The organism is uncultured Ramlibacter sp., from assembly GCF_936925435.1.
GTDB lineage: Bacteria > Pseudomonadota > Gammaproteobacteria > Burkholderiales > Burkholderiaceae_C > Ramlibacter.
Genome location: NZ_CAKZHQ010000022.1, coordinates 25,428 through 42,622, shown reverse-complemented (window position 1 = coordinate 42,622; position 17,195 = coordinate 25,428). Strand labels below are relative to the sequence as shown.

General features: G+C 67.9%; 14 protein-coding genes. 5 read left to right on the top strand and 9 right to left on the bottom strand.

Translation table 11 applies throughout. The annotated features are described in order from the left end of the window. Nucleotides 1–4: 4 nt before the first annotated feature. The 5 genes from Q0632_RS10280 (at nucleotide 5) to Q0632_RS10260 (ending at nucleotide 9,014) form a co-directional block, all read left to right on the top strand. Nucleotides 5–3,115 (top strand): efflux RND transporter permease subunit, encoded by a 3,111-nt coding sequence (locus Q0632_RS10280; protein WP_298928469.1) that lies wholly within the window; start codon nucleotides 5–7, stop codon nucleotides 3,113–3,115. After that, on the top strand, nucleotides 3,112–6,342 hold the full coding sequence (locus Q0632_RS10275) for an efflux RND transporter permease subunit (RefSeq protein WP_298928466.1): 3,231 nt from the start codon (nucleotides 3,112–3,114) through the stop codon (nucleotides 6,340–6,342). The genes Q0632_RS10280 and Q0632_RS10275 overlap by 4 nt, the downstream gene beginning before the upstream one ends. 1 nt (nucleotide 6,343) lies before the next feature. Continuing rightward, nucleotides 6,344–7,744, top strand: a complete 1,401-nt coding sequence (locus Q0632_RS10270) for an efflux transporter outer membrane subunit (RefSeq protein ID WP_298928461.1) — start codon at nucleotides 6,344–6,346, stop codon at nucleotides 7,742–7,744. A gap of 257 nt (nucleotides 7,745–8,001) precedes the next feature. Then, a complete protein-coding gene (locus Q0632_RS10265; RefSeq protein ID WP_298928458.1) occupies nucleotides 8,002–8,559 on the top strand; it encodes a DUF4256 domain-containing protein in 558 nt (185 codons plus the stop codon). Further along, nucleotides 8,556–9,014 (top strand): protein tyrosine phosphatase family protein, encoded by a 459-nt coding sequence (locus Q0632_RS10260; protein WP_298928455.1) that lies wholly within the window; start codon nucleotides 8,556–8,558, stop codon nucleotides 9,012–9,014. Before Q0632_RS10265 ends, Q0632_RS10260 begins: the two co-directional genes overlap by 4 nt. 107 nt (nucleotides 9,015–9,121) lie before the next feature. Here the strand turns inward: Q0632_RS10260 and soxB are convergent, their stop codons facing one another. The 9 genes from soxB to Q0632_RS10215 all read right to left on the bottom strand — a co-directional run bounded on the left by soxB (nucleotide 9,122) and on the right by Q0632_RS10215 (nucleotide 17,186). Beyond that, complete coding sequence (soxB, locus tag Q0632_RS10255; protein WP_298928451.1) at nucleotides 9,122–10,855, bottom strand: thiosulfohydrolase SoxB; 1,734 nt, start codon at nucleotides 10,853–10,855, stop codon at nucleotides 9,122–9,124. A gap of 7 nt (nucleotides 10,856–10,862) precedes the next feature. Further along, nucleotides 10,863–11,519: a sulfur oxidation c-type cytochrome SoxX gene (gene soxX, locus Q0632_RS10250; protein WP_298928448.1), complete on the bottom strand. Its 657-nt coding sequence runs from the start codon at nucleotides 11,517–11,519 to the stop codon at nucleotides 10,863–10,865. 17 nt (nucleotides 11,520–11,536) lie between these two features. Further along, nucleotides 11,537–12,340 carry a sulfur oxidation c-type cytochrome SoxA gene (soxA, locus tag Q0632_RS10245; protein ID WP_298928445.1) on the bottom strand — a complete coding sequence of 268 codons (804 nt, stop codon included), beginning with the start codon at nucleotides 12,338–12,340 and terminating at the stop codon, nucleotides 11,537–11,539. Between the two features lie 44 nt (nucleotides 12,341–12,384). Next, a complete protein-coding gene (gene soxZ / locus Q0632_RS10240) occupies nucleotides 12,385–12,696 on the bottom strand; it encodes a thiosulfate oxidation carrier complex protein SoxZ (protein WP_298928443.1) in 312 nt (103 codons plus the stop codon). 50 nt (nucleotides 12,697–12,746) lie between these two features. Next, complete coding sequence (gene soxY / locus Q0632_RS10235) at nucleotides 12,747–13,205, bottom strand: thiosulfate oxidation carrier protein SoxY (protein ID WP_298928441.1); 459 nt, start codon at nucleotides 13,203–13,205, stop codon at nucleotides 12,747–12,749. A gap of 84 nt (nucleotides 13,206–13,289) precedes the next feature. Next, nucleotides 13,290–14,399 (bottom strand): c-type cytochrome, encoded by a 1,110-nt coding sequence (locus Q0632_RS10230; protein WP_298928439.1) that lies wholly within the window; start codon nucleotides 14,397–14,399, stop codon nucleotides 13,290–13,292. After that, nucleotides 14,383–15,720, bottom strand: coding sequence for a sulfite dehydrogenase (gene soxC / locus Q0632_RS10225; protein ID WP_298928904.1), 1,338 nt, complete (start codon nucleotides 15,718–15,720; stop codon nucleotides 14,383–14,385). Before soxC ends, Q0632_RS10230 begins: the two co-directional genes overlap by 17 nt. A 51-nt stretch (nucleotides 15,721–15,771) precedes the next feature. Further along, nucleotides 15,772–16,227 carry a thioredoxin fold domain-containing protein gene (locus Q0632_RS10220; RefSeq protein WP_298928437.1) on the bottom strand — a complete coding sequence of 152 codons (456 nt, stop codon included), beginning with the start codon at nucleotides 16,225–16,227 and terminating at the stop codon, nucleotides 15,772–15,774. After that, a complete protein-coding gene (locus Q0632_RS10215) occupies nucleotides 16,224–17,186 on the bottom strand; it encodes an MBL fold metallo-hydrolase (RefSeq protein WP_298928435.1) in 963 nt (320 codons plus the stop codon). Before Q0632_RS10215 ends, Q0632_RS10220 begins: the two co-directional genes overlap by 4 nt. Nucleotides 17,187–17,195: the final 9 nt, after the last annotated feature.

Here is a 17,195-nt window from a genome sequence, read left to right as displayed (position 1 = left end):
CCAGATGTCGCCCTCTCGTCCCTTCATCCTGCGGCCGGTCGCGACCTCGCTGCTCATGCTGGCCATCGTGCTGGCGGGGCTGGTGGGGCTGAAGTTCCTGCCGCTGTCGGCCCTGCCGCAGGTCGACTACCCCACCATCCAGGTCCAGACCCTGTACCCGGGCGCCAGCCCTGAGGTGATGGCCCAGACCGTCACCGCGCCGCTGGAGCGGCAGTTCGGCCAGATGGCCGGCCTGGCGCGCATGAGCTCCACCAGCGCCGCTGGCGTCTCCATCGTCACCCTGCAGTTCGGCCTGGGCCTGGCGCTGGACGTGGCCGAGCAGCAGGTGCAGGCCGCCATCAACGCCGGTGGCTCGCTGCTGCCGGCCGACCTGCCGGCCCCGCCCGTGTATGCCAAGGTCAACCCGGCCGACGCGCCGGTGCTGACCCTGGCCATCACCTCCGACACCATGCCGCTGACCGATGTGCAGAACATCGTCAACACCCGGCTGGCGCTCAAGATGAGCCAGGTGGCCGGTGTCGGCCTGGTCACGCTGTCGGGCGGCCAGCGGCCAGCCGTGCGCATCCAGGCCGACACCCGGGCCCTGGCCTCCTACGGCCTGACGCTGGACAACATCCGCAGCGCCATCAGCGGCGCCAACGCCAACGCCGCCAAGGGCAGCATCGACGGCCCGACCCGGGCCTACACCATCAACTCCAACGACCAGCTGGTGGCCGCCAAGGACTATGGCGATCTGGTGATCACCTACAAAAACGGCGCGCCAGTGCGGCTGTCGGCCGTGGCCCAGGTGGTGGAAAGCGCCGAGAACGTCAAGTTGGGCGCCTGGTCCGTGGTCTCGGGCACGCTCAAGCCCTCCATCATCCTGAATGTGCAGCGCCAGCCCGGCGCCAACGTCATCGCCACGGTGGACGCCATCCAGCAGCGACTGCCCGAGCTGGCGGCCGGCCTGCCCGAGACCTTGAAGGTCGACGTGCTGTCGGACCGCACGACCGGCATCCGCGCCTCGGTGCACCACGTGCAGATCGAGCTGCTGCTGGCCGTCATCCTGGTCGTGCTGGTGATCTTTGCCTTCCTGCACAGCCCGCGCGCCACCGTCATTGCCAGCCTGGCCGTGCCGATTTCGCTGATCGGCACCTGCGGCGCCATGTATTTGCTGGGCTACAGCCTGAACAACCTGTCGCTGATGGCGCTGACCATTGCCACCGGCTTCGTGGTGGACGACGCCATCGTCATGATCGAGAACATCTCGCGCCACATCGAGGAGGGTGAGCCGCCCATGCAGGCCGCGCTCAAGGGCGCCAGCGAGATCGGCTTCACCATCATCTCGCTGACGGTGTCGCTGATCGCCGTGCTGATCCCGCTGCTGTTCATGGGCGACGTGGTGGGACGGCTGTTCCGCGAATTCGCCGTCACCCTGGCCATCACCATCCTGATCTCCGCCGTGGTCTCGCTGACCCTGGTGCCCATGATGTCGGCGCGCTGGCTCAAGGCGCCCAAGACCGACCACGCCCACATGGGCGGCTGGGCCGGCAAGATGCAGCGCGGCTTCGACAAGGTGATCGTGCAGTACGACCACATGCTGGGCTGGGTGCTGGCGCGCCAGGGCCTGACCCTGCTGGTGGCGCTGGGCACCCTGGTGCTGACGGTGCTGCTCTACATGTGGATTCCCAAGGGCCTGTTTCCCACCCAGAACACCGGCCAGCTGCAGGCCCGGGTGGAGGCGGCGCAGTCGGTCTCCTACCCCAAGATGGCGCAGATGCAGCAGGAGGTGGCGCGCCTGCTGATGGAAGACCCCGAGGTCGCCACCATCGCCAGCTTCGTCGGTGTGGACGGCGCCAACAACACCATGCTGCACACGGGCCGCATGCTGATCAACCTGAAAAGCTCGCGCGGCAGCCAGCAGGCGCTGATGGAACGGCTGCGCCGCCAGGCCCAGCGCGTGCCGGGCATCACCATGTACCTGCAGCCTGTGCAGGACCTGACCATCGACGCCGAGAGCGGGCCCACCCAATACCGCTTCTCGCTGGAGGCCGCCGACAACGCCACTGTCGTGGCCTGGGCCGGCAAGCTGGCCGACAAGCTGCGGGAGGTGCAACAGCTGCGCAACGTGGTCTCGGACGCCGACGCCACCGGCGCCGCCGTCTACGTGGACATCGACCGCGACACCGCGGCGCGACTGAACATCACGGCCTCGGCCATCGACGAGGCGCTGTACAGCGCCTATGGCCAGCGCATCGTCTCGACCATCTTCACCGAGACCAACCAGTACCGGGTGGTGCTGGAGGCGCGGCCCGACAGCCAGGCCACGCCGGCCTCGCTGGGCATGGTGCAGCTCAAGACCGCCTCGGGTGAGCCGGCGCCGCTGTCGGCCGTGGCGAAAGTGTCGGAGCGGCGCGCGCCGCTGCAGGTGACCCATGTCGCCCAGTACCCGGCCACCACGCTGGGCTTCGACACCGCGCCAGGCGTGTCGCTGGGCTCGGCGGTGGACGCCATCCGCGCGGCCGCCAAAGCCATCGAGCTGCCGGCCAGCGTGACCATGACCTTCCTGGGCGCCTCGGGCGCCTATGAAGCTTCGCTGACCAACCAGCTGTGGCTGATCCTGGCGGCGGTGGTCTGCGTCTACATCGTGCTGGGCGTGCTGTACGAGAGCTACATCCACCCGCTGACCATCCTGTCGACCCTGCCGTCGGCCGGCGTGGGCGCGCTGCTGATGCTGATGGTGACGGGCAACGACCTGGGCGTGATCGGCATCATCGGCATCATCCTGCTGATCGGCATCGTCAAGAAGAACGCCATCATGATGATCGACTTCGCCATCGACGCCGAGCGCAACGAGGGCAAGTCGCCCGAAGACGCCATCCGCCAGGCCGCGCTGCTGCGCTTTCGGCCCATCCTGATGACCACCCTGGCCGCCTTGTTCGCCGCCGTGCCCCTGATGCTGGGCTGGGGCGAGGGCGCCGAGCTGCGCCGGCCACTGGGCCTGTCCATCTTCGGCGGCCTGATCCTGAGCCAGTTGCTGACGTTGTTCACCACGCCGGTGATTTACCTGGGCTTCGACAGGCTGGCGCGGCGCTGGCGGCCGAAGAAGCCGCAAGGCCAGGAGGCCGCGGCGTGAACCTCTCCGAGCCCTTTGTCCGCCGCCCCGTTGCCACGGTCCTGCTGACCATCGGCATCGCCCTGGCCGGCATCGGTGCCTTCTTCGTCTTACCGGTGGCCTCCCTGCCGCAGGTGGACTACCCGGTGATCTCGGTCAGCGCCAGCCTGCCGGGGGCCAGCCCGGAGACCATGGCCAGCAGCGTGGCCACGCCGCTGGAGCGGCGGCTGGGGGTGATTCCCGGCGTCACCGAGATGAGCTCCAGCAGCGCCAACGGCTCGGCCCGGGTCACGCTGCAGTTCAACCTCAACCGCAACATCGATGCCGCCGCGCGTGAGGTGCAGGCTGCCATCAATGCCTCGCGCGCCGACCTGCCGTCCACCCTGCGCAGCAACCCGACCTACCGCAAGTCCAACCCGGCGGCCTCGCCCGTCATCATCCTGGCCCTGACCTCGCCGACCCGCTCGCCCGGCCAGATCTACGACGCCGTCTCCAACGTCGTGCAGCAGAAGGTGGCCCAGGTGCCTGGCGTGGGCGACGTGGAGCTCGGTGGCGGCTCGCAGCCGGCCGTGCGGGTCGACCTGCTGCCCTTTGCGCTCAACCGCTACGGCATCAGCACCGAGGACGTGCGCGCCGCCCTGCAGGCCGGCAGCGTGAACCGGCCCAAGGGCGACTTCGATGCCGCCAGCGGACGGCTGCAGATCTACACCGGCAGCGGGCCCAACGGCAGCGGCCGCACGGCCGCCGACTACAGGGGCCTGGTCGTGGCCTGGCGCGACGGCGCGGCCGTGCGCCTGTCGGACGTGGGCGATGTCAGCGACAGTGTGGAGAACATCAACACCCTGGGCTTGTTCAACGGCGAGCCTGCCGTGATCGTTCCGGTGACGCTGCAGCCCGGCGCCAACGTGATCAAGACGGTGGATGCGGTGCGCGCCCTGGTGCCCGAACTGCAGGCTTCGCTGCCCAAGGACATCAAGCTGCAGGTCGCTTCCGACCGCACCAACTCCATCCGCGCCTCGCTGCATGAGGTGGAGATCACGCTGCTGATCTCCATCGCCCTGGTGGTGTTGGTGGTCAGTGCCTTCCTGCGCAGCGCACGCGCCACCTTCATCCCGGCGATCGCCACCGTGGTCTCGCTGCTGGGCACCTTCTGCGTGATGCTGCTGCTGGGCTTTTCGCTGAACAACCTGAGCCTGATGGCGCTGACCGTGGCCACCGGCTTCGTGGTGGACGACGCCATCGTGGTGCTGGAGAACACCAGCCGCCACATCGAGGCCGGCATGAACCGCTTCAAGGCGGCCCTGCTGGGCGCGCGCGAGGTCGGCTTCACCGTGCTGTCGATTAGCCTGTCGTTGGTGGCCGTCTTCATCCCGCTGCTGTTCATGGGCGGCCAGGTGGGGCGGCTGTTCCGCGAGTTCGCCGTCACCCTGTCGGCGGCGGTGCTGATCTCGCTGCTCATCTCGCTGACCACCACACCCATGATGTGCGCCTGGCTGCTCAAGCCGCAGGGCCAGGGCAAGCCGCCGGGCCGCGTCGCACGCTGGTTCGAGCGCGGCTTCGACTGGATGCACCGCGGCTATGCCCATGCGCTGGACTGGGCCCTGCATGCGCGCTGGCTGGTGATGCTGATCCTGGCCCTGGTGGTGGTGCTCAACGCCTACCTGTTCATCCACATCCCCAAGGGCTTTTTCCCGCAGCAGGACACGGGCCAGATCAATGGCGGACTGCGGGCCGACCGCAGCATCTCGTTCGAGGCCATGCGCGACAAGCTGCGCGACATCGTCAACATCATCCGCGCCGATCCGGCGGTGGACACGGTGGTGGCCTTCACCGGCGGCAGCCGCCCCGGCGGCGGCTTCATGTTCATCAACCTCAAGCCGGCGGCCGAGCGCGGCACCGACAAGGGCCAGGCGGTAATCGCCCGGCTGCGCCCGCAGCTGGCCCAGGTGACCGGCATCAGCATCTTCCTCAACCCGGTGCAGGACCTGCGCATGGGCGGGCGCTCCACCAACTCGACCTACCAGTACACCTTGAAGAGCGACAACGCGGCCGACCTCAAGGCCTGGGCCCTGCGCCTGGCCGAGGCCATGAAGCAGCAGGAGGCCCTGGTGGATGTGGACACCAACCAGCAGGACAACGGCATCGAGACCTATGTGCACGTGGACAAGGACAGCGCGGCGCGGCTGGGCATCAGCTCGCGCGACATCGACAACGCGCTGTACAACGGCTTCGGCCAACGCCAGGTGGCCACCATCTACGGTGAGCTCAACCAGTACAAGGTGATCATGGGCGTGGCGCCGCGCTACATCCGCAGCCCCGAGGCGCTCAAGGACATCTACGTGCCGGCCAAAAACGTCAGCGCCGCGGCCTCCACCACCAGCGGTACCACCACGGTGGCCAGCGCCGCCACGGTCAACCCCTCGCTGCGCAACCAGAGCACGGGCGCGGCGCTGAGCACCACGGCCAGGGCCATGGTGCCGCTGTCGGCGATTGCGCGCTTTTCCGAGCGGCCCACGGCCAGCTCGATCGACCACGAGGACGGCGAGCTGGCAACCACCATCTCGTACAACCTGGCCGAGGGCATGACCCTGGCCGACGGCCAGGCGGCGGTGCGCGCGGCCGAGGCCGGCATCGCCATGCCGCGCAATGTGCGCGGCAGCTTCCAGGGGGCGGCGCGGGCGGCGCAGGACTCGCAGGGTGAACAGCCGCTGCTGATCCTGGCGGCCATCGTCGTCATCTACATCGTGCTGGGCATCCTGTACGAAAGCCTGGTCCATCCCATCACCGTGCTGTCCACGCTGCCCTCGGCCGGCGTGGGCGCCGTGCTGGCCCTGCTGATGTTCCAGCTGGACTTTTCCACCATGGCGCTGATCGGCCTGTTCCTGCTGATCGGCATCGTCAAGAAGAACGCTATCCTGATCATCGACTTCGCGCTGGATGCCGAGCGCTCCCGCGGCCTGTCCGCGGTGGAGGCGGTGCGCGAGGCCTGCCTGCTGCGCTTCCGTCCCATCCTGATGACCACCCTGGCCGCTATCCTGGGCGCGTTGCCGCTGGCCATCGGCTTTGGCGAGGGGGCCGAGCTGCGCCGGCCGCTGGGCATCACCATCATCGGCGGCCTGATCGCCAGCCAGCTGCTGACCCTGCTGACCACACCGGTGGTCTACCTGCTGCTGGACAAGCTGCGCCGCCGCAGCCCGCAAGAGCGCGAACTCGCGCGCCACCAAGATCCCGAACCGCAAGCCGTTTGATATGCCTCTGTTTCGCCTCTCCACCGTTGTTCTTGCGCTGGCCCTGGCCGGTTGCGCCGTCGGCCCCGACTACAAGGGCGCGCCGGCCGTGGACACGCCTGCGGCCTTCAAGCAGGGGCAGGGCGAGTGGGTGGCCGCCGCACCGGCCGACGCGCTGGAGCGCGGCCCCTGGTGGCAGCTGTTCAACGACCCGGGCCTGAACGCACTGGCCCAGCGCGTGGAGGTCAACAACAACAGCATTGCCGCCGCCGTGGCCGGCTACACGCAGGCACGCGCCGTGACGGCGGAGCAGCGCGCCTCGCTGTTCCCCAGCGTCTCCCTGGACGGCAGCGGCACCCGCGCCGGCGGCCGCGGCGACACGCCGGAAGCCACGGGCTACCGGCTGGGCATCGGTGCCAGCTGGGAGCCCGATGTGTTTGGCCGCCTGCGCCGCACGGTGCAGGGCACCAGCGCCGGCGAGCAGGCCAGTCAGGCCGACCTGGCAGCCGTGCGCCTGGCCATCCAGGGCGAGCTGGCGGTCAACTACTTCAAGCTGCGGCTGGCCGACCTGCAGCGCGGCATCACGCGCGACACGATTGCCGGCTACGAACGCGCCTACCAGATCGCCAGCAACCGCTACACCGCCGGCATCGCCGCGCGCACCGACCAGTTGCAGGCCCAGACCCAACTGACCAACGCGCGCGCCGACCTGCTGATCCTGGACCGGGTGCGTGCGCAACTGGAACATGCCATCGCCGTGCTGGTGGGCCAGTCACCCGCCAACTTTGCGCTGGCGCCGCAGGAAGGCTGGCAGCCCTTTGTGCCGGCCCTGCCGCTGAGCCTGCCATCGACGCTGCTGCAGCGGCGCCCCGACATCGCCTCAGCCGAGCGCCGCGTGGCCCAGGCCAACGAGCAGATCGGCGTCGCCATCTCCGGCTACTACCCGAGCTTTCGCCTGAGCGGCGCGGCCGGCACCGGCGCCGCCTCCATCGGCGACCTGTTCAATGCATCGGCCCTGGTGTGGTCCTTGGGTGCATCCCTGGCGCAAACCATCTTCGACGCCGGCGCCACCGGTGCGCGGGTGGACCAGCGCAGAGCCGCGTTCGAACAGGTCTCGGCCAACTACCGCCAGACCGTGTTGACGGCCTTCAAGGATGTGGAGGACCAGCTGGTGGCCACACGCCTGCTGGCGCTGCAGCTCGCCCTGCGCCAACAAGCCGGCGCCGCCGCCGACCTGGTGGAGCAGCAGGTGCTCAATCGCTACCAGGCCGGCCAGGTCAATTACACCGAGGTCATCACCGCCCAGGCCACAGCCGCCAACACCCGCCGCTCCATCCTCGAAGCCCAGGTCGACCGCCAGACCGCCGCCGTGGCCTTGATCCAGTCGGTGGGTGGTGGCTGGACGGGGATTGAGACGAATTAGGCCTCTGGCCACCGGCTGATGGCCCTGGGGTGCTATTGAAACAGTAGCGCCCGAAAGCCATTGCGCTCGGTTGTCATTTCGGGCTCGACCCGCAATCCATGGTTCCCTGCCGCCCCTCCGTTCGGGCAGAGGCCTGTCGAAGCCCTTCTTCGCAGCCCGCAGCACGGCCTGCGCCGGCCGGTTGTGTTGGCGGGCGTGCGGGGGGCCTTGGCGGATCTGTGCGGGTGTAGCATCTTCAGCATCCCCGTACCCGATTCATGTCCAGCACCATGAAAGCACAAGAGCGCACCGAGCTTCTTCAGACACTGCAAGCCCGCTTCGAGAAAAACACACGCCACCACAAAGGCATCGCCTGGGCCGACGTGCAAGCCAGGCTTGAAGGCAATCTCGATGCGCTGAAGTCGCTTCTTGCGATGGAGGCGAGCGGTGGCGAGCCCGACGTCATCGGCCAGGACAGCAAGGCTGGACCCTACTTGTTTTGCGACTGCTCTGCAGAGACACCCAGCGGCCGCCGCAGCCTCTGCTACGACGCTGAAGCGCTGCAAGCCCGCAAGGAAAACAAACCGGAAGGCAGCGCCCTCGAGACGGCGGCTGCGATGGGTGTCGAGTTGTTGACCGAGGAGCAGTACCGGGAGCTGCAGAAGCTGGGCGAGTTCGACCTCAAGACGTCCAGCTGGATCCAGACGCCGGCCGACGTCAGAAAGCTGGGCGGCGCGCTGTTCTGCGACAGGCGCTACGGCAAGGTCTTCGTCTATCACAACGGCGCGCAGTCGTACTACGCCGTACGGGGCTTCCGGGGCCTGCTTCGGGTATGAGCCTCGCGGCCATTCCCCGCTTCATTGCATTGGACGACGCCCTGGCGACGGCGGGGCAGCCGTCGGAGGCGCAGCTTGCCGCGGTGGCGGCAGCGGGCTTTGAAGTGGTCATCAACCTGGGCCTGCGCGATCCCAGCTATGCGCTGGCGGACGAGGGCAAGACCGCTGAATCCCTGGGCATGCAGTACGTGCACATCCCGGTGGAGTTTTCTTCGCCTGGTCTTGGAGACCTTGCGCGCTTCTCCGAGGCGATGGCCCAGGCCCAAGGCAAAAAGGTGTTCGTGCATTGCCGGCACAACAAGCGCGTGCCTGTGTTCGTCGCGTTGGACCGCGTGCTGCGCCAGGGCTGGGAGGAGGGCGATGCCTTCGCCGTCATGCGCCAGGCATGGACGCCGGATGAAGTCTGGCTGACTTTCATCGACAAGGCGCTGGCGCAGCGTCCGCGCTGCTCCTGATTTCATAGCTGACAACGGCCATCCCATGCGGGATACAGGCCGTTTTCTCTTGAAGTTTGACCCAGAAGCAAGCTGCCAAGCCGCATGCGGCTTGGCTCGCACGCCAACTAGCTGGCGTATCCGGGGTTCGGCAACCCGCCAGTGAGCCTGGGCGTGTTGACCTTGCGCGCCGGCACCTTGCCGCCCTTGGACTTGAGCCAGGTTTCGGCCACTTCCCAGATCGGCTTGTTGCCGGCGGTGCGGGCGGCTTCGGCCACGGGGGCCCAGCCTGCCACCTTGTAGACCTTGCTGGCCTCGATCGGTGCGCCGTTCAGGCGCATGTCGGTGATGCGACTGCCCATGCTGGCCAGGGGGTTGCAGGCGTACTCCATGCCGCCCACGCGCACCATGTCGCCGCCCTGCTGGTAGTAGGGGTCGGGGTTGAACAGGTTGTCGCAGACGTCTTCCAGCACGGTCTTGATGGTCTCGCCCGTCATGTCGCTCAGCGTGGCGTACGAATACGTCGTTGCCGTCATGTCCATCAACCACTCACGGGTGATGGGCTGGCCGGCCAGCAGGCTGGTGCCCCAGCGAAAACCCGGCGAGAAAGCGATCTGCGCGCCTTGCACTTCCATCATCGCGTCCAGCAGCAGCTGGTCGCCGCTGCCGTTGAAGTTGCCGCGGCGGTACAGCGTGCCCTCGGTCACGGCCAGCTGCTCGGCCAGCTTGGCTTCATACGGCGCGCGGATCTTGGTGATCAGGGCGTCCATGTCCTTGTCGGCCGGCAGCATGTTGGCAAACACCGGAAGCAGGCGGTAGCGGAAGTCTGCCACCTTGCCGTTCTTCACGTCGAAGTCCATCACGCCCAGGAACTTGCCGTTGGAGCCGGCGTTGGTCACCAGGGTCTGGCCGCCCTTGTTGGCCACGACGCTGGCCACCGGCATGCCGTCGTGCGTGTGGCCGCCCAGGATGGCGTCGATGCCGCTGACGCGGCCGGCCATCTTCAGGTCCACGTCCATGCCGTTGTGGCTGAGGACGACGACGACCTTCGCGCCCTTGGCGCGCGTCTCGTCGACCATCTTCTGCATGTTCTCGTCCTGGATGCCGAAGGTCCAGTCGGCGACGAAGTAGCGCGGGTTGGCCACCGGCGTGTAGGGGAAGGCCTGGCCGATGATGGCGCAGGCCACACCGTTGATTTCGCGGATCACATAGGGCTTGAACACCGGATCGCCGAAGTCGGCGGTCTTGACGTTCTGCGCCACGAAGTCCACCTTGCCGGCGAAGTCTTTCTCGATGATCTGCTGGACCCGCTCCATGCCTAGCGTGAACTCCCAGTGGCCGGTCATCACGTCCACGCCCAGCAGCTTGGCGGCGTCGACCATGTCCTGGCCCTGGGTCCACAGCGCGGTGGCCGAGCCCTGCCAGGTGTCGCCGCCGTCGAGCAGCAAAGCGCCGGGCCGGCTGGCCTTCATGCGCTTGACGAGCGTTGCCAGGTGCGCGAAACCGCCGACCTTGCCGTAGCGGCGCGCCGCCTGGTCGAAGTCCAGGTGGGTCAGGGCATGGGCCTCGAAGGAGCCGGGCTGCAGCTTGGCCACCTTCAGCAGGTGCTCGCCCACCAGATGCGGCAGGCGGCCTTGCATGGACCCTATGCCCAGGTTGACGCTGGGCTCGCGAAAGTGGATGGGCCGCAGCTGCGCATGGCAGTCCGTCATGTGCAGGAAGCTGACATTGCCAAAGCGCGGCAGCTCGTACAGACTGTTGCTCGCCGTCTGCGCATCGGCGTCGGACCAGCGGCCCAGGCCCATGCCGGCGACGCTGGCCGCCCCCAGCACCTGGAGGAATTCGCGTTTGCTCAGGTTCAAGGCAGGCTTACTTGTTGACGGGGGACTGGGGGTCCAGCAGCAGGCCGACGACATGGCGCACCTGTTGCTCGTTGAGGATGCCCGCATGGCCGGCGCGGGGCATGTTGGAGCAGGCGTTGTAGGCCTTGGCGTTCCAGATCTTGCCCCAGGTGTATTCGACGATGGGCTTGGAGGCCGGGTCGTTGGGATTGGTCACGCCGCGCAGCTTGCCGTAGTTGTACAGGCTGGGGCCGATGGTGCCGAAGGAGATTTCTTCCTTGCTGATCTGGTGGCAGTTGTAGCAATTGCCGCCGTTGAGCGCCTTGGCTTCGTCGGTCCAGGTCATGCCGCGGCCGTTCTGGGCGATCTTCTCGCCTTCCTTCCAGTCGCCGACGAACTTGCCGTCGCTGGGCCACTTGACGGTCTTCAAGTTGGCTTCCTCAATGGCCTTGGCGCGGGCCTCGGTCAGCGGCTTGCCGGTGGCCTCGGCCAGGCTGCATTCGCGGTTGGAGTCGTCCTGCACCAGGCGGTCCATGCCGGCGATGCCTTCGGCGCGGAAGGATGACTTGATGGCATCGGCCGTGGCCTTGTCGACGTCGGCCGCGCTGGGCGGCGTGGCGCAGCCCAGGACGGCGGCGGCTGCGGCCAGCGAGACGAGGAGGGTGCGCGTGGGATTCTTTGTCATGTTGTGTGCCCCTTTGATCAGCGCTTGATGGCCGGTGCGGTGGTGGCGCCACCCTTGCCGTTGACGCCCAGGAACACGCCCAGGGCGATGGTGGCGTCGCTGCCGAAGCCGGGGTAGGGGAAGCGCTGCTGGCGGTAGCAGTCGTTCAGGCGCAGCTGCATGCTCCACATCTGGCCGTTGGAGACACGGTAGGCCGGCCAGGCGCCGAAGCCGCTGCCGGCGCCGGGGTTCTGCGTCAGGTTGGGCAGGTCTTGCAGGCGGATGCGCTTGTTGTCTTCGCCGTGGCAGGAGGCGCAGGCGAAGTCGTGCGAGCCGCCGCGCAGGTAGAACATGCGCTTGCCCACCTCATAGGCCATGCGCTCCTGCGCATGCTGCTGCGGCAGGTTGAATTGCATGCCCCTGGACTCGGCCGCCACGTAGGTGGCCAGCGCCGTCACGTTGTTCTGCTCGCCACGGCCAAACGGCGTGGCGGCGATCTCTTTCTCGCTCAAGCCCTGCAGCGTGGCCATGCACGAGACCAGGCGCGACTCCAGGTCCTGCACCCGCTGCGTGTCGGCAAAGTAGCGCGGCAGCTCGACGAAGGCGCCCTTGACCACGCCCGGGCCCTTGCCCAGGTCACAGGTCTCGAGCGAGGCGTTCTTGGGGCCGCGCTTTTGCTTCCACAGGCCCTCGCCTTTGACCTCGAACAGGTCGGCCGGGTTGCCGTCGGCCAGCATGGCGCGGTATTCCTCGATCGCCTGGGTGGCCGACTTCTGTGCCAGGGCCGCTGTGGCCATGCAGCACACAGCCAGCGCCAGCCACGTTTGCGTGGTCTTCTTCATCGTGTCTCCTCGTGGGTGAGAAAAGGCCGAAAGGGCCGGGTCTTTCAGGACACGACGGCTTCGTCGGTGCGGCTGTCGCCCTTGTTGTCTTTCCAGGTGACGGCGATCTTGTCTCCGGCCTTGGCGCCCTTGACGCTGAACTGCAGGAAGGGGTTCTTGGCCACGGCCGGGCCCCATTCGGCGCTCATCACGGGCTTGCCGTTGAGGCTGGCCGTCACTTCGGTGATGTGCCAGGCGGGGATGGTCTTGCCAGCCGCGTCCTTGCGCTGGCCGGTTTCCATTTCGTGGCCCATGAGCACGCGGACTGTTGCATTGCCGCCGGCGGCTTGGGCGCGGATGCGCATCGGATCTGCCATTTGCTTTCTCCTAAATCGAAAAAATGAGGGCTCTTCGGGGGGGAGCCAATTTATCCGCCGCAGCCGCCGAGGGTGACCTTGACTTCCTTCTTGGCGAAGAGAGCCTTGCCGTCGGCGGTGATGGCCACCGCGTAGACGTCGGACGACTGGCCCATCTTGGCGCGGGTGGAGAAGTTGGCTTCCACCGCGTCGCTGACGTCGAAGCGCGCGACCAGGGTGGCGGGGTTCTTCTCGACCAGGATCAGCAGCTGTTTGACGTTGGCCAGGGTGGTGGACACGCCCAGCGGCACGACGGCGCCGTTCTCGGCGATGTCGGGGCCGGTGATGGTCACGTCCTTGCTCTCGACCGGTGCGCCGGCGCCCATGGCCTTGGCCACTTCGGCCACGCTCTTGGCATCGAAAGCGTTCTTGTTCCAGGCGGCCAGCGCCTGTTGCGGCAACAGGCCTGCGGCGGCCAGCAGGCCGGCCACGACGGCGCCGTGTTGCAGTGTCTCGCGACGGGTTGTCATCGTGCTCTCCTCATGGTTAAGTCAATACTAATAAATGGATGAACCCAGTGTATCGGGACTATCCCTCTCGCTACGCCCCTCTTGTCAGGGGGTGGCGCCTGCGGCCAGCCAGGCGGCGATGCGCCTGGCATCGGGCTCGGCCAGGGCCTGCGGCGGCATGGGAATGGGCCCCCAGACACCGGAGCCGCCGGACCTGATTTTCGCAGCCAGGTGCTCGGCCTTGCCCGCATGCTTTTTGGCGACCTCGGCCCAGCTCGGGCCCACCAGCTTGCTGCTGGCGGCGTGGCAGGCCGTGCATGTGTTTTTCTGCAGCAGGGCTTGCACGGCCTTGGCATCGCTGGCCGGCGCGGTGGACGCTGGCGCCGTTGCGGCGGCTGGCTTGGTGGCCGCGGTCGGGGCAACAGGTGGCAGGGGCGCCAGCGCCGTGCCCTGCGGCAACTCGGGCAGCAGGGTCTGGGCGCCGCGCTGCGGACCCACCGTGCGGTTTTGCTCCGACAGGTCGCCATGCGCGTTGCGGGCATGGGCCGGCAGGCTGGAGGCGATGGTCGTGCCGGCCTTGCAGTTGCTCATGCAGGCCGTGGCGTTGACGTCGGGCTTGGCGGCGCCACCGAGCTCGCGGCCGGGCCACAGCGCGTGCGCCGTGGTCTTGCCGTTGCGGTTGGGCAGGCGCTTTTGCGCTTCGGCCATGGTCTTGTCCGACAGCACGAAGTCGTTGGGCACCACGCCGCCCAGATTGAGCAGGTAGGCGGTGACGGCGTAGACCTCTTCCACGCTCAGGGACTTGGGCTGGCTCCAGGGCATGGCGCGGTTGATGTAGTCCCACAGGGTGGAGACCTGCGAGACCTTCATCAGCGTGGTGCGGCTCGGGTAGTCGAGCCTGCGCAGCGCGGCGACGTTGCCGGTCTTGATGTCGTCGGCCGTCGTGCCGCCCACCAGCGGGTTGAAGACCTCGGTGGCTTCGCCGAAGACGCCATGGCAGGAGGCGCACTTGGCCTCCCACACATCCTGGCCCTTGGCGACGCTGCCGGCGCCGGCGGGCAGGCCCTTCAAGTCGGGCCGCACGTCGATGTCCCAGGCTGCCACTTCCTGCGGCGTCGCCACGCGACCTATGCCGGGGAAGCGCTCTTGCGCCTGCGCACCAAAGACAGTGACCAGCAGCACAAGGGCTGTCCAGCGTTCAAGCCAGGTGAACATTCTTCACCTCGCCGCTTTCCTGCACCAGCCAGGTCTGGATGGCGTTGTTGTGGTAGATCGAGCGCTTGCCGCGCACCGCGCGCAGCTGCTGGTAAGTCGGCTGGACATAGCCGGTCTCGTCGGTGGCGCGGCTCTGGATGAGGGCGCTCTTGCCGTCCCAGGCCCAGTCGATGGAAAAGCGTGTCAGGCACTTGCTCATCACCGGCGCCTCCAGCCGCGCCGTGCGCCAGTTGCGGCCGCCGTCGACGGACACGTCGACGCGCTTGACCTTGCCGCGGCCCGACCAGGCCAGGCCGCTGATGCTGAAAAAGCCCTTGTCCAGCAGCACCTGGCCGCCCGAAGGCGTGGTCACCACGCTCTTGCATTCCTGGATGCTGCTGTACTGGCGGTGCTGGCCATCGGGCATCAGGTCGATGTAGTGCACCTCTTCGTCCTTGGCCGCCCAGGGCTTGTCGCCCACCTCGATGCGGCGCAGGTACTTGATCCAGCTCACGCCCTGCACGCCGGGCACGACCAGGCGCAGCGGGTAGCCGTTCTCCGGCCGCAGCATCTCGCCGTTCTGGCCGTAGGCCAGCAGCACTTCGCCGGACTTGATCAGGTCCATGGGGATGGTGCGCGTCATGCCCGAACCATCGGCGCCCTCTGCCAGCACGAACTTGCCGTTCTTCAGGTCGGCGCCGCACTGCTCCAGCACGGTGATCAGGGGCACGCCGGTGAACTCGCTGCACGAGAGCATGCCGTGGGTGTACTGGCAGGTGGGCACGGCCACGTTGCCCCATTCCATGCCGGTGTTGGCGCCGCATTCGATGAAGTGAAAGCGCGACACCGCCGGCAGGCGCATCAGCTCGTCCATGCTGAAGACGCGTGGCGCCTTGACCATGCCGTTGACCATGAAGCGGTGCTTGGCTGGATCGATGTCCCACCAGCCCTGGTGGTGGCGCTCGAAGTGCAGGCCGCTGGGCGTGACGATGCCGAACAGCGACTGCAGCGGCGCGAACGAGACCGAGGCCTGGCGCGTCTGCGTCAGGCCCGGGCTGGGGCGGCGCTGCACGTTGGCCTCGTACTTGGAGGGCTTGCCGTAGCCGTCGGTGGCAACGGCCTGGCCCAGGCCGGTGCTGTGCTCGGGCAGGGTCAGGATGTTCGGATCGCCGGCGCTCTGGGCCAGCGCCACCGGCACGGCAAGGCCGCTGGCCGCCGCGGTGAAGGCGCCGCGCAGGAAGTCGCGCCGGCCGTTTTTGGCTTGCGCCGCCACCGTCTGGATGGCCTGGCGGTCCAGGAAGTTTTCCGGCGCCTTGCGCAGCCGGCCGGGTTCAATCGGTATATTCACATTCACGAATATATAGAGGAAGCCGGCGGCTGGCCACTGGGGAATTTACCTAAGGCTGCGCACGGCGGTTTGCAGGCGTTCGTCCAGGTAGGCGCCGTAGAAATCGGGGATGGAGGCGCCCACCAGGCGCTCGGCCACCTCGCGCCCGTTGCGGCCGAAGAACAGCACGGTCGGCCAGACCGTCAGGCCCCAGGCGCGCAACAGCTTGTCGTGGGTGCTGGCCGCCCCGCGGAAGTCGCGCACGGCAGCGGCGCTGCCCGTGTCCAGCTGCAGCACGGGTTGGCCGCTCTCGCGCAAGGGCGCGAGATAGCTGTTGCGCACCACACGGCAAAAGGGACAGCCGGGCAGGCTGGCCATCAGCAGCAGCGGCTTTTGCGCCGCCAGCGCGGCGGCGAGTTCATCGGCCAGCGACTGGGGCGCCGGCAGCTGGGCGTCGGCCGCGCGCACCGGCTGCACTAGGCCGACAGCGAAGGGAAGGGCCAGCAGGCTGCGCCGCTTCACTTTGCCTCCCGCTCCATCAGCAGGTAGGTGTTGTAGGCGTTCATGCGGTTGGCGGCGCGAAACAGCGGCAGCTGCTCGAAGCGCGACCAATCCACCTGCGCATAGGCCTGGTCGAAAGGTTCCATCTCGCGCGCCGCCCGGCCCATGGTGGCGCGCAGGTAGCTCAGGTAGTCGCGCGTGAGCTCCGCGTCGGCGCGTGCCTGGGTCGACAGCGGACCGTGGCCGGGCACAACCACCTCGGCGCCGAAGCCCAGCATGGTGTTGAGGGCGTCGATCCAGTGCGCGCTGTTGGCTTGGCCGACAAAGGGGATGCGGCCACGGAACACCAGGTCGCCGGCGAACAGAACCTTCTCGGATGGCAGCCAGACCACCAGGTCTTCCGGCGTGTGGGCCGGCCCCACAGGGCGGATGTGGATGCGCGTGCCTCCCACCACCAGCTCGCGCGGGCCGTCCAGCCATTGGTCGGCCGGCACCAGCTGCGTCGCCGCGTCGATCCATGGCGCCAGCTCGGTGCGCGAGACCGCCAGCCGGGATGCGGCGGTGTCGGAGTTCAGGTACTCCTGGGCGGCGCGCTGGGCCACGATGGTGGCGCCGGCCTTCTTGAACTCCTGCAGGCCGTAGATGTGGTCGGCGTGGTAGTGGGTGAGGATGACGTGGCTCACGCCCTTGCCTGTGACGCGGCGGATCTCGGCGATCAGTTCGCGCGCCAACTGCGGCGAGCCCAGGGCGTCGATGACCACCGCGCCGGCCGGCGTGGCGATGAAGCCGGCGTTGGAGATGAAGTTGCGGTTGGCGGGGCTGCCCAGGGCGGCGTCGCCCTGCACATACCAGGCCGAGGGCGAGACTTGCTGTGCCAGCACGGGCCGCGGCGTGGCGGCTGGAACGGGTGAGGGCAATGGCACCTGGGCGAAGGCGGCGCAGGCCCAGGCCGCGCAGAGACAGGCGAGGCGGCGCTTCATGGCGAGGCC

Bases quoted from the DNA above. Each gene is read 5' to 3' on its own strand.
- Q0632_RS10280 (WP_298928469.1), top strand. From the start codon at position 5: ATGTCGCCCTCTCGTCCCTTCATCCTGCGGCCGGTCGCGACCTCGCTG.
- Q0632_RS10270 (WP_298928461.1), top strand. From the start codon at position 6,344: ATGCCTCTGTTTCGCCTCTCCACCGTTGTTCTTGCGCTGGCCCTGGCC.
- Q0632_RS10265 (WP_298928458.1), top strand. From the start codon at position 8,002: ATGTCCAGCACCATGAAAGCACAAGAGCGCACCGAGCTTCTTCAGACA.
- Q0632_RS10260 (WP_298928455.1), top strand. From the start codon at position 8,556: ATGAGCCTCGCGGCCATTCCCCGCTTCATTGCATTGGACGACGCCCTG.
- soxX (WP_298928448.1), bottom strand. From the start codon at position 11,519: ATGACAAAGAATCCCACGCGCACCCTCCTCGTCTCGCTGGCCGCAGCC.
- soxA (WP_298928445.1), bottom strand. From the start codon at position 12,340: ATGAAGAAGACCACGCAAACGTGGCTGGCGCTGGCTGTGTGCTGCATG.
- soxZ (WP_298928443.1), bottom strand. From the start codon at position 12,696: ATGGCAGATCCGATGCGCATCCGCGCCCAAGCCGCCGGCGGCAATGCA.
- soxY (WP_298928441.1), bottom strand. From the start codon at position 13,205: ATGACAACCCGTCGCGAGACACTGCAACACGGCGCCGTCGTGGCCGGC.
- Q0632_RS10230 (WP_298928439.1), bottom strand. From the start codon at position 14,399: ATGTTCACCTGGCTTGAACGCTGGACAGCCCTTGTGCTGCTGGTCACT.
- Q0632_RS10215 (WP_298928435.1), bottom strand. From the start codon at position 17,186: ATGAAGCGCCGCCTCGCCTGTCTCTGCGCGGCCTGGGCCTGCGCCGCC.